At 32.6% G+C, this 12764-nt stretch carries 9 protein-coding genes and 3 tRNA genes; all 12 read left to right on the forward strand.

Annotated features, from left to right (window positions below; translation table 11 throughout):
• Nucleotides 1-15 precede the first annotated feature (15 nt).
• The 12 genes from AC8IGH_RS00005 (at nucleotide 16) to rpoC (ending at nucleotide 12603) form a co-directional block, all read left to right on the forward strand.
• Nucleotides 16-101 (forward strand) — tRNA-Tyr (locus AC8IGH_RS00005).
• A 65-nt stretch (nucleotides 102-166) separates the two neighbouring features.
• Nucleotides 167-240: transfer RNA gene (locus AC8IGH_RS00010), tRNA-Gly, on the forward strand.
• A gap of 41 nt (nucleotides 241-281) precedes the next feature.
• Nucleotides 282-1469 (forward strand): elongation factor Tu, encoded by a 1188-nt coding sequence (tuf, locus tag AC8IGH_RS00015; protein WP_507418668.1) that lies wholly within the window; start codon nucleotides 282-284, stop codon nucleotides 1467-1469.
• A gap of 5 nt (nucleotides 1470-1474) precedes the next feature.
• A tRNA-Trp gene (locus AC8IGH_RS00020) sits at nucleotides 1475-1550 on the forward strand.
• Nucleotides 1551-1563: 13 nt separating this feature from the next.
• Nucleotides 1564-1749, forward strand: coding sequence for a preprotein translocase subunit SecE (secE, locus tag AC8IGH_RS00025; RefSeq protein WP_099340219.1), 186 nt, complete (start codon nucleotides 1564-1566; stop codon nucleotides 1747-1749).
• Nucleotides 1750-1752: 3 nt separating this feature from the next.
• Entirely contained in the window at nucleotides 1753-2280 is a 528-nt protein-coding gene (gene nusG / locus AC8IGH_RS00030; RefSeq protein ID WP_169696840.1) for a transcription termination/antitermination protein NusG, read from the forward strand.
• A 2-nt stretch (nucleotides 2281-2282) separates the two neighbouring features.
• Complete coding sequence (rplK, locus tag AC8IGH_RS00035) at nucleotides 2283-2708, forward strand: 50S ribosomal protein L11 (RefSeq protein ID WP_507418669.1); 426 nt, start codon at nucleotides 2283-2285, stop codon at nucleotides 2706-2708.
• Nucleotides 2708-3400, forward strand: coding sequence for a 50S ribosomal protein L1 (gene rplA / locus AC8IGH_RS00040; protein ID WP_507418670.1), 693 nt, complete (start codon nucleotides 2708-2710; stop codon nucleotides 3398-3400). Before rplK ends, rplA begins: the two co-directional genes overlap by 1 nt.
• Nucleotides 3400-3909, forward strand: a complete 510-nt coding sequence (gene rplJ / locus AC8IGH_RS00045; protein ID WP_507418671.1) for a 50S ribosomal protein L10 — start codon at nucleotides 3400-3402, stop codon at nucleotides 3907-3909. The genes rplA and rplJ overlap by 1 nt, the downstream gene beginning before the upstream one ends.
• 19 nt (nucleotides 3910-3928) lie before the next feature.
• The gene (gene rplL / locus AC8IGH_RS00050; protein WP_507418672.1) at nucleotides 3929-4306 is read left to right on the forward strand and encodes a 50S ribosomal protein L7/L12; all 378 of its coding nucleotides are present in this window, start codon (nucleotides 3929-3931) and stop codon (nucleotides 4304-4306) included.
• Nucleotides 4307-4356: 50 nt separating this feature from the next.
• Nucleotides 4357-8439: a DNA-directed RNA polymerase subunit beta gene (rpoB, locus tag AC8IGH_RS00055; RefSeq protein ID WP_507418673.1), complete on the forward strand. Its 4083-nt coding sequence runs from the start codon at nucleotides 4357-4359 to the stop codon at nucleotides 8437-8439.
• A 3-nt stretch (nucleotides 8440-8442) separates the two neighbouring features.
• The gene (rpoC, locus tag AC8IGH_RS00060; protein ID WP_507418674.1) at nucleotides 8443-12603 is read left to right on the forward strand and encodes a DNA-directed RNA polymerase subunit beta'; all 4161 of its coding nucleotides are present in this window, start codon (nucleotides 8443-8445) and stop codon (nucleotides 12601-12603) included.
• The last annotated feature ends 161 nt before the right edge of the window (nucleotides 12604-12764 follow it).

Here is a 12764-nt window from a genome sequence, read left to right on the forward strand (position 1 = left end):
GTTTTGTGAAAAATTGGAGGGGTGACCGAGTGGTTAAAGGTGACGGTCTGTAAAACCGTTGGCTCCGGCCTACGAAGGTTCGAATCCTTCCCCCTCCACCAAGAGGGAGTGTTTAAAGAAAAGAATTGATGGCAACGAAATAAAATTAGGAGTAAGGTTTGGTTACGCGGGTGTAGTTCAATGGTAGAACTCCAGCCTTCCAAGCTGGTTGTGAGAGTTCGATTCTCTTCACCCGCTCCAGATTAAAATTAATAATAAACTGAGAGGTGTAGAAAAAGTAAATGTCTAAGGAAAAATTTCAAAGAACGAAACCACATTGTAATATTGGTACTATTGGTCATGTCGATCATGGTAAAACAACTTTAACAGCCGCGATCACAAAAGTTCTTGCAAAAACTGGAGGAGCAAAATTTGTTGCTTACGATCAGATTGATAAAACACCTGAAGAAAAAGCAAGAGGTATTACTATTTCTACAGCTCACGTTGAATATGAAACAGGAAAACGTCACTACGCACACGTTGACTGTCCTGGACATGCCGATTATGTAAAAAACATGATCACAGGTGCTGCACAAATGGATGGAGCAATTTTAGTTGTGAATGCAGCAGATGGTCCTATGCCACAAACTAGAGAACATATTCTTTTAGCAAGACAAGTTGGAGTTCCAGCTCTTGTTGTTTTTCTAAATAAAGTTGACACTGTTAATGACAAAGAACTTTTAGATTTAGTTGAAATGGAGATCAGAGAGTTATTAACTTCTTATGGTTATCCTGGAGATAAAACTCCAATTGTTAAAGGATCAGCATTAAAAGCAATCGAAGGTGATGCTGAACTTGGTGAAAAACCAATTCTTGCATTAATGGATGCTGTCGATGCATTTATTCCGCAACCAAATAGACCAAAAGACAAAGCATTCTTAATGCCAATAGAAGATGTGTTTTCTATTTCTGGTCGAGGAACAGTTGTTACAGGTAGAATTGAGTCAGGTGTGATTAAAACTGGTGAAGAAATGGAAATCATCGGAATTAGAGCTACACAAAAATCTGTATGTACTGGTGTTGAAATGTTTAGAAAACTTTTAGACTCGGGTGAAGCAGGAGATAACGTTGGTATTCTTTTAAGAGGAATTGAACGTGATCAAGTAGAAAGAGGGCAAGTTTTGGCCAAGCCAGGATCTATTAAACCTCACACAAAATTTGAAGCTCAAGCTTATATTCTAAAAAAAGAAGAGGGTGGAAGACACACTCCATTCTTTACTAAATATCGTCCTCAGTTCTATTTTAGAACTACAGACGTTACAGGAGAAGTTGCATTACCAGCAGGCGTCGAAATGATTATGCCAGGCGATGATGCGAAAATGACTGTTACTTTAATCACTCCAATTGCGATGGATAATAATTTAAAATTTGCGATTAGAGAAGGAGGAAGAACCGTAGGAGCTGGAGTAGTTACTAAGATTATAGAATAAATCTTAGGAGTGTAGCTCAATTGGTAGAGCGCCGGTCTCCAAAACCGGAGGTTGCGGGTTCAAGTCCCTCCACTCCTGCCACAGATTATAAAATATGTTTAATCCTATTCAATTTTTGAGATCTGTTAAGCAGGAGGCTTTAAAAATATCTTGGCCAACAAGAAAAGAAACTACTATTGGAGCATTAACTGTTTTTGTTATGTCTGTAATAGCAGCCTTATTTTTTTTGTTACTAGATCAAATTTTTAAATTTGGTTTAAATTATTTATTGGGAATTTAATTTATGATGAAATGGTATATTATTCAGGCTCATTCAGGAGCGGAAAAAAAAGTTGCCAGTCTTATTCCTGAAAAATTAGAAAAAGAGGGTTTAGCTCATCATTTTGAGCAGACATTGGTTCCAACACATGAAGTTACTGAAGTAAAAAAAGGTAAAAGAACTACTTCCGAAAAAAAATATTTCCCAGGCTATTTTTTAGCTAAGCTTGATATGAATGATCAAGTTTATCATTTGATTAAATCAATTAAAAGAATTACAGGGTTTTTAGGTGTTCCTGGAAAACCCACTCCAATATCTGAAGCTGAGGTTACAAAGATTATGGGAAAAATTGAAGACGGGGCCCTTAAACCTTCAACTAGTATAAGTTTTGATATCGGAGAACAGGTAAGAGTATGTGATGGACCCTTTGCGTCATTTAGTGGCTTGGTAGAAGGAGTAGATGAAGAAAAGTCTAGACTAAAGGTTTCTGTTTCGATATTTGGTAGGCCCACACCTGTTGAGTTAGAATATGGGCAGGTAGAAAAAATTTAAGTATGGCTAAAGAAGTTTCAGGTATTTTAAAATTACAAATTAAAGGTGGACAAGCTAATCCAGCTCCACCAGTAGGACCTGCTCTTGGACAAAGAGGAGTTAATATCATGGAGTTTTGTAAATCATTTAATGACAAAACTAAATCTTTGATGGGACAGCCAGTTCCAGTTGTTATTACTATATATAAAGATAAAAAATTTGATTTTATAATCAAGACTCCACCAGCTTCTTTTTTGATTAAGGAAGCTATTAAACTTAAAAGCGGTTCTAAAGAACCAGGAAGAAATATTGTTGCATCTATTACCAAAGCACAACTTAAAAAAATTGCAGAGATTAAAATGAAAGATCTTAATGCTTTTAATATTGAGCAAGCAATTAAAATTATTGCTGGATCAGCAAGATCAATGGGGGTTGAAGTTAAAGATTAATGTCAAAAAAACATTCAAAAAGATATTTAGCTTTAATTAAAGGTCACGATAAGACTAAAGAATTAGCCTTATCTGAGGCAATTAAATTATTAAAAACAAAATCAAATACAAAATTTCCAGAATCTATGGAAGCTATTTTCTTTTTAAATGTTGATAAAGCTAAGGCAGATCAAAATTTAAGAACAGTAGTAGATTTACCAAATGGTAATGGAAGAAAAGTTAAGGTTGCAGTTATTTGTGGTAATGACAAATTAAACGAAGCAAAATCCTCAGGCGCTGAAATTGCTGGATCAGAAGATTTAATTAATGAGATTAATTCTGGTAAGGTAAATTTTGATGTACTAATCTCAACACCAGATATGATGGCAAAAGTTGGAAAATTAGGAAAAGTTCTAGGACCTAAAGGATTAATGCCAAATCCAAAGTTAGGCACTGTTGCTAAAGATATAAAATCTACTGTTGATGCAATTAAGAAAGGTAGAATTGAAATCAAATGCGATAAAGATGGAAATTTAGGTCTATCAATTGGAAAAGTTAAATTTTCTGACAAAGAGTTAACAGAAAATTTTAAGAGTGTTTATGAGGTTGTTTCAAAAGAAAAACCAACTGGTATTAAAGGAAATTTTATTAATTCAATTTACTTGTCTACAACTATGGGGCCTTCAGTTAAACTTCAACTTTCTAGCTTATAATGAATAGAGAACAAAAAAATATATATGTGAACGATTTAAAATCTGTGATCGCAGCTAATGAAGGAATTTTAGTTTACCATTACGAGGGCATTACTGTTAAAGATTTAGAAAGTCTTCGTACCAAAATGAGAGAAAGTGGTGCTTTCTTAAAAATTACAAAAAATAGAATTACAAAAATTGCTCTTAAGGGGTCTAAAGCTGAAAAATTAGAAAAATTTTTTAAAGGACCAACTGCCATAGCATGTTCAAAAGATCCAATTACTCTTGCAAAAACTTTAGTTACTTTCTCAAAAGATAATCAAAAACTAAAAATTCTTGGTGGTTTAATGGATGAGAAGCTTTTAGAGCCCTCTGACGTCGCTCATATAGCAACATTACCTACATTAAATGAAGCAAGAGCTAAAATTGTAGGTATTTTAGCCGCACCAGCCCAAAAAATTGCAAGTATTTTGCTTGCACCAAGCGCAAAAATAGTTAATTTGATGCACGCTAAAAATTTAAAAAATTAAACCCACTAGGATATTCAAAATGCCAGACTTAAATAAAATTGTAGAAGAATTATCAAAACTAACTGTTGTAGAAGCAGCAGAACTTTCAAAAACTTTAGAAGAAAAATGGGGAGTGTCAGCAGCAGCTCCAGTTGCAGCAGCAGCTCCAGCAGCAGCAGCAGGCGCAGCAGCACCAGGAGAAGAAAAAAATGATTTCATAGTTAATCTTGTTTCATCAGGCGATAATAAGATTGGTGTTATTAAAGAAGTACGAGCGTTTACTGGGTTAGGTTTAAAAGAAGCTAAAGATTTAGTTGAAGGTGCACCAAAACAACTTAAAGCTGGCGTTAGCAAAAAAGATGCTGACGATGTGAAAAAGAAACTTGAAGCAGTTGGCGCAAAAGTAGAACTTAAGTAAATTTAAATTTTTTTTTAAAGCCGAATAATAAAATATTCGGTTAATAAACTATGTTGTTATCTTTTACAGATAAAAAAAAAGTTAGAAAAAGTTTTGGCAAATTAGAAAATATACTTAACATTCCAGATTTAATTGAAGTTCAAGTTAATTCTTATAAAAATTTTTTAGAGGCAAACACAGAACATAAAGTTGATTCTGGGATTACAAAAGTATTTAAAGATATTTTTCCAATTGAAGAGTTTTCTGGACTTGCGACGATTGAATACATTTCTTATCGATTTGAAAAACCAAAATATACTGTTGAAGAATGCAATCAAAGAGGTCTTACATATTCAGCAGCATTAAAAGCAACGTTAAGATTAGTTGCGTATGACATCAATGAAGAAAAACAAACTAAACAAGTTTTATCAGCAAAAGAACAAGAAGTTTATATGAGCGATATTCCTCTTATGACTCCAAGGGGAACATTTGTTGTGAATGGTATAGAGAGGGTTTGTGTAAATCAAATGCACAGAAGTCCTGGAGTATTTTTTGATCATGATAAAGGAAAAACTCATTCTAGTGGAAAATTATTATTTAGCTGCAGAGTTATTCCATACAGAGGATCTTGGTTAGATTTTGAATATGATACTAAAGATATTTTAAATTTTAGGATTGATCGTAAAAGAAAGTTACCAGTAACAACTTTATTAATGGCTCTTGGTTATAATCGAGATGATATTCTAAGTCTTTTTTACGAAAATATTAGATATGATTTAACTTCAGAAGATGAGTGGAAAACAAAATTTATACCTGAAAATTTTAGGAATTATAAATTAAAAAATGATCTTATTAATGCTGAAACTAAAAAAGTAATTATAAAAAAAGATACAAAAATTTTGTATCCGATGGCATTAAAATTAAAGAAAGAAGGACTTAATAATTATTTAGTTAAGACTCCTGATTTGTTTGGTAAGTATTTAGCCAATGATATTATTAATGAAAAAACAGGAGAAGTTATCGCTGAATCTGGCGACGAAATAACTAACGATTTAATAACTAAGCTTACAGATCTCAAAACAAAAACAATTTATCTACTTGATATTGATGGCGTAAATAGAGGACCATTCCTAAGAAATACCTTAACTATTGATAAAAATCTTAATCAAGATGAAGCTAGCATGGACATTTATCGTGTTTTAAGACCAGGTGAGCCACCAACTATAGAAACAGCTAAAAATTTATTTGGTAACCTATTCTTTAATCATACAAGATATGACCTTTCAGAAACAGGTCGTGTAAAAATGAATGCGAGAATGGACCTTGATTGCGATCCAAAATTAACCGTTCTAAGAAAAGAAGACATCGTTACAATCGTTAAGCATATGCTAGACCTCAAAGACGGTAAAGGCGAAGTAGATGACATTGATCATCTTGGAAATCGTAGACTTAGATCGGTTGGAGAGCTTGTAGAAAATCAATTTAGAATTGGACTAATAAGAATGGAAAGAGCCATTAAAGAAAAAATGGCTTCTGTTGAAATCGATTCAGTAATGCCACAAGATTTAATTAACGCAAAACCAATAGCAGCCTGTCTTAAAGAATTCTTTGGAACTTCTCCATTATCTCAATTTATGGATCAAACAAATCCACTTGCTGAAATTACTCATAAAAGAAGAGTATCAGCTCTTGGACCAGGAGGATTAAATAGAGAAAGAGCAGGATTTGAAGTTCGTGATGTTCACCCAACACATTACGGAAGAATATGTCCGATCGAGACGCCGGAAGGACCAAATATTGGATTAATTAATAGTCTAGCAACTTATTCAAGAATTAATAAATACGGCTTCATTGAAAGCCCTTATAGAAAAGTTGTTAATGGAAAAGTTACAAAGGAGATACATTATTTATCCGCTATGGAAGAAGGTAAATATACAATCGCTCAAGCTAACTCTCCTTTAAGCAAAGAAAATACTTTTGTTGATGATTTAGTTTCTTGCAGAAAATCATTAGGATTTGAATTAGCAAAACCTGAAAATGTTGACTTTATGGACGTTTCACCAAAACAGGTTGTGTCAGTTGCTGCAGCTTTAATTCCATTTTTAGAAAATGATGATGCTAATAGAGCGTTAATGGGATCGAATATGATGAGACAAGCCGTTCCTTTAATTAAAAATGAATCTCCATTAGTTGGAACAGGAATAGAAAAAGATGTTGCAGTAGATTCTGGCGCAACATTAGTTGCAAAAAGAGATGGAGTTGTAGATAAAATTGATGGAAAAAGAATTGTTGTAAGGGTAACTAGCGAGAAAGATCTTACAAAATCTGGCGTTGATATTTACAATTTAAGCAAATTTCAAAGATCCAACCAGAATACATGCATCAATCAAAGACCATTAGTTAAAGTTGGAGATAAAATTAGAAAAGGCGATGTTATTGCTGATGGTCCTTCAACTCAATTTGGAGAATTAGCCTTAGGTAAGAATGTGATGGTAGCATTTATGCCATGGCGTGGTTACAATTTTGAGGACTCTATTTTAATTTCAGAAAGATGTGTGACTGATGATGTTTTTACATCAATTCATATTGAAGAATATAGCGTTATGGCAAGAGATACAAAACTTGGTCCTGAAGAAATTACAAGAGATATTCCAAACACTGCTGAGGAAAATTTAATTAATTTAGATGAATCTGGCGTTGTTTATGTGGGAGCAGAAGTTAAACCTGGAGATATATTAGTTGGTAAAGTTACTCCAAAGGGAGATTCACCAGTAAATGCTGAAGAAAAATTATTAAGAGCAATTTTCGGTGAAAAAGCAATTGATGTTAGAGATACTTCTTTAAAAATGCCTTCTGGAACTAACGGAGTTGTAGTTGAAGTAAGAGTATTTAATAGACATGGAATTGAAAAAGATGAAAGAGCAATTTCAATTGAAAGAGCTGAAATTGAGTCAGTACAAAATGACAAGAATGCAGAAGAAGAAATATTAGAGTCTAATATTAAAGCCAGAGTAAAAAATACATTAATTTCTAATAAACTAGATGAAGATTTTAAATCTTTAAAAAAAGGTACAGCATTATCAGAAGAGAATTTATTTGAATTAACAGCAAATGAACTCTTTAAATTAGTTATAGAAGATAAAAAAATTCAAGCAAACTTAACAATTTTAAAAGAACAATTTGTTAAAGCTAAAAAAGATATTCAAACAAGATTTGAAGACCAAGTAGATAAAATTCAAAAAGGAGATGATTTGTTACCTGGTGTAATGAAAATGGTAAAAGTTTTTGTTGCTATGAAAAGAAAGCTTCAAGCTGGAGATAAAATGGCGGGAAGACATGGTAACAAAGGTGTTATAAGCCGAATTGTTCCTGTTGAAGATATGCCATACATGAAAGATGGTAGACCAGTAGACATCGTTTTAAATCCTTTAGGCGTGCCAAGTCGTATGAATGTTGGTCAAATTTTAGAAACACATTTAGGATGGGCATGCTCTGAAATGGGGGAGAAAATTAAAAAATTAATAGAAGATGTTCAAAAAAATTCTTCTAAAAAAGATGAATTAAAAAGTTATTTAGGAAAAATTTATAAAGGTGATGTGGCTAATGAAATTAACAATTTATCAGATTTAGAGCTAAATGAACTTAGTTATAATTTATCAAGTGGTGTTCCTATAGCTACACCTGTTTTTGATGGTGCTAGCGTAAATAATGTTACTGAAATGTTAAAATTTTGTGGATTACCTGAATCTGGCCAGACAGATTTGTACGATGGTAGAACAGGTGAAAAAATTGATCGTCAGGTCACAGTTGGAATTATTTATATGTTAAAATTAGCTCATATGGTTGATGATAAAATTCATGCTCGTTCTACAGGTCCATATAGTTTGGTTACACAACAGCCTTTAGGAGGAAAAGCTCAATTTGGAGGTCAAAGATTTGGTGAAATGGAAGTTTGGGCATTAGAGGCATATGGCGCTGCTTATACATTACAAGAAATTTTAACAATCAAATCGGATGATGTTGCTGGTAGAACAAAAGTTTACGAAACAATTGTAAAAGGTGATGATGATTTTGAGTCAGGAGTACCAGAGTCATTCAATGTCTTAATTAAAGAAATTAGATCTTTAGGTTTAAATATTGAATTAACAAATTAAAATATGAGTAAAGAATTAACAAACTTATTTAAAAAAAATATTAATAAAGATAATTTTAATAATATTAAAATTTCTTTAGCTAGTCCCGAAAAGATAAAATCTTGGTCTTTTGGTGAAATTAAAAAACCAGAAACTATTAATTACAGAACTTTTAAACCTGAAAAAGATGGATTGTTTTGTTCAAGAATATTTGGACCTGTAAAAGATTATGAATGTTTGTGCGGTAAGTACAAGCGTATGAAGTTTAGAGGAATTATCTGTGAAAAGTGCGGTGTAGAAGTAACCAAAGCAAATGTGAGACGTGAAAGAATGGGTCACGTAGAATTATCAACTCCAGTTTCTCATATTTGGTTTTTAAAATCATTACCAAGCAGAATAGCACTAGCCATGGACATGAAGCTTAAAGATCTAGAAAAAGTTTTATATTTTGAAAATTTTATTATTATCGAACCAGGTCTAACTGAATTTAAGAAGAATCAATTAATTACTGAAGAAGAATTAATAAAAGCTCAGGAAAAGTATGGAGAAGATCAATTTTCAGCTGGAATTGGTGCTGAAGCTATAAGGGAGGTTTTGGCTTCAATTGATTTATCTGGAGAGAGAGAAAGATTAAGAGAAATATTAAAAAATACAACTTCCAAAGTTGCAGAAGAAAGAACTATTAAAAGATTAAAATTAGTTGAGAATTTTATTAACTCTGGAAATAAACCTGAATGGATGATTTTAACTGTTATTCCAGTTATTCCACCCGAACTTAGACCGCTTGTTCCACTTGATGGTGGAAGATTTGCAACATCTGATCTTAATGATCTTTATCGAAGAGTGATTAATAGAAATAATCGATTAAAAAGATTAATGGAGTTAAGAGCTCCAGACATTATTGTTAGAAATGAAAAACGTATGCTACAAGAGGCTGTAGATGCTTTATTTGATAATGGTCGCAGAGGAAGAGTAATAACCGGAACTGGAAAAAGACCTCTAAAATCTTTAGCAGATATGCTTAAAGGTAAACAAGGACGTTTTAGACAAAACTTATTAGGAAAACGAGTAGATTATTCAGGCAGATCAGTAATTGTTGTTGGACCAGAATTAAAACTTCATCAGTGTGGTCTTCCAAAAAAAATGGCACTAGAATTATTTAAGCCATTTATTTATGCTAAATTAGACAAACTAGGACTTGCCACAACAATTAAACAAGCAAAAAAAATAGTAGAGAAAGAAAAGTCAGAAGTTTGGGATATTTTAGAAGAAGTTGTTAGAGAACATCCGGTTCTTCTAAATAGGGCTCCAACACTTCATAGATTAGGAATACAAGCTTTCGAACCTTTATTAATTGAAGGTAAAGCTATTCAATTACATCCTTTAGTAACAGCTGCTTTCAATGCTGACTTCGACGGCGACCAAATGGCTGTTCATGTTCCTTTAAGTTTAGAAGCTCAATTAGAAGCAAGAGTTTTAATGATGTCGACTAATAATATTTTAAGTCCATCTAACGGCAAACCTATTATCGTTCCATCCCAAGATATGGTCTTAGGAATATACTACATGTCACAGTTTTTTGGTGATCAAGATGCTAAACCCGTAGGTTACTTTTTGAATTTAGATGAAATTGCTCAAGGACTTGAAAACAAATCTATAAATATACATTCTAAAATAGTATCTCGATTTGAGACTGTTGATGAAAAAGGTAATCAAGTTTTTAAAACATATCAAAGTAGCGTTGGTAGATTTTTATTAGCAGATATACTTCCTAAACATCACAAGATATCTTTTGATTTAGTTAATAAATTATTAACAAAAAAACAAATATCTGAATTAATTGATGTAATTTTTAGATACTGCGGACAAAAAGAAACTGTTATTTTCTGCGATAAATTAATGGGAATCGGCTTCTTGAATGCATTCAAAGCAGGAATTTCTTTTGGAAAAGATGATTTAGTCATTCCAGAGTCAAAAGAAAAAATTATTAGTGATGCTAAAAAAATGGTTGAGGAATATGAAACTCAATATTCTGAAGGATTAATTACCAAAGGTGAGAAATATAATAAAGTTGTAGATCAATGGTCTAAATGTACTGATAAGATTGCAAGTGAGATGATGAAAAACATCTCAGCTTCTAAAATCAACAAGGATGATGGTTCTATCACAACAAACTCAATATTTATGATGGCTGATTCTGGAGCCAGAGGTTCAGCAGCTCAAATGAAACAGCTAGCAGGCATGAGAGGTCTTATGGCAAAACCATCCGGTGAAATTATTGAAACGCCTATTATTTCAAACTTTAAAGAAGGTTTGACAGTTTTAGAATATTTTACATCTACACACGGTGCTAGAAAAGGTTTAGCAGATACAGCTTTAAAAACAGCAAACTCTGGATATTTAACAAGAAGATTATGCGACGTTTCACAAGATGTTATTGTAAGACTTAAATTCTGCGGAACTAAAAAACATATTAATATCAGCGAAATTATAGAAGGTGGTAATGTAATTGTTTCTTTAACAGAGAGATCGTTAGGAAGAGTTGCCGCTAAAGATATTAAAGCTCCTAATACTGGTGACGTTATAGTTAAGGCAAAACAATTAATTGAGGAAAAGCAATGTGAATTAATGGATGCCGCAGGAGTTAAATCTATTGATGTTTATTCACCAATTACTTGCGAAGCTAAAGATGGAATTTGTTCAACTTGTTACGGAAGAGATTTAGCAAGAGGTAGATTAGTATCAATCGGTGAGTGTGTTGGAATGATAGCCGCTCAATCAATTGGAGAACCAGGAACGCAACTTACAATGAGAACTTTCCACGTAGGGGGAACAGCGCAAATTAAACAAGAGTCATCAATCGTTGCTCCTTCAGAAGGTATATTAAAAGTTTCTAATCAAAACTTAATTGAAGATTCTAAAAAAGAATTAATAGTAATGGGAAGAAACACCGAAATAATTATCGAAAAAAATGGAACAAACGTTGCTATGTATAAAATTCCGTATGGAGCAAAACTATTTGCAAAACCAGACCAACAAATTAAAAAGGGTCAAAAGATTTGTGAGTGGGACCCGTATACGCTTCCAGTAATTTCAGAGACAGATGGTATAGTTAATTTTGTAGATTTAATAGATGGAGCATCGATTACAGATGCTACAGATGAAACTACAGGAATTTCCTCTAAAGTAGTTTTAGATTGGAGAGCTCAGTCAAAAAACCTTGATCTTAAACCAAGAATTACTCTAAGAGATAGCAAAGGCAAAGTAGTAAAAAAAGCTGATGATAATGAAGCAAGATATTATTTAGTTCCAGAAACAATTTTATCTGTTGAAGATGGAGATAAAGTTAATGCGGGTGACGTATTAGCAAGATTACCAAAAGCTACATCTAAAACAAAAGATATTACAGGAGGTTTACCTAGAGTTGCTGAATTATTTGAAGCAAGAAAACCTAAAGAAGGAGCTATCATTGCTGAGAATGATGGTAAGATTGAATTTGGAAAAGAAGTTAGAGGTAAATTAAAAATTACTATTAAATCTAAATCTGGAATTGAGTCTTCATATTTAATTCCAAAAGGAAAACAGGTTAATTTCAATCCAGGGGAAGAAATTAAAAAAGGAGAATATTTATTAGATGGAAGTCCTGCTCCTCATGATATTTTAAGAATTTTAGGTGTAGAAGCACTTGCTAATTATTTTATTGATGAGGTCCAAGAAGTTTATCGATTACAAGGTGTTATCATTAATGATAAGCATATTGAGGTCATTGTTAGACAAATGTTAAGAAAAGTTGAAATCAAAGCATCTGGAGACACTCCTTTCTTGGTTGGTGAATTAGTTGATAAGATTGATTTAGATGAGTTAAATAAAAAATTAGTTTCAGAAGGAAAAACAGCTGCTAAAGTTGACCCTGTATTATTAGGTATTACAAAAGCTTCATTACAGACTAAATCATTTATTTCTGCTGCTTCATTCCAAGAAACAACTAGAGTTCTTACCGAAGCTGCAATCAAAGGTAAAATTGATGTTCTTCATGGTTTAAAAGAAAATGTTATTGTTGGAAGATTAATACCTGCTGGAACAGGCGATAGTACATTTAAATACTCTAAAATTGCTCGTGAAAGAGATATAGAACTACAAAATAGCAAAGTAAAAGCGCCTGAGCAGTTAGAAGCCGCTAAGTAAAAAATAGCTAAGTTTTTCAACATTAATTAAGTAGTTTTTTGTGTAACTACGATTTGACCTTTCGCTTATTTTAAGTAATATGCCCACACTTTTTAAGGTAGTAAGTAAGGCTTTCAAGCACTTAAACTCCTACCAGATTTTAGGTTTTAACCTTATTTTCT

The organism is Candidatus Allofontibacter sp., from assembly GCF_038145245.1.
Classification (GTDB): Bacteria; Pseudomonadota; Alphaproteobacteria; order Pelagibacterales; family Pelagibacteraceae; genus Fontibacterium.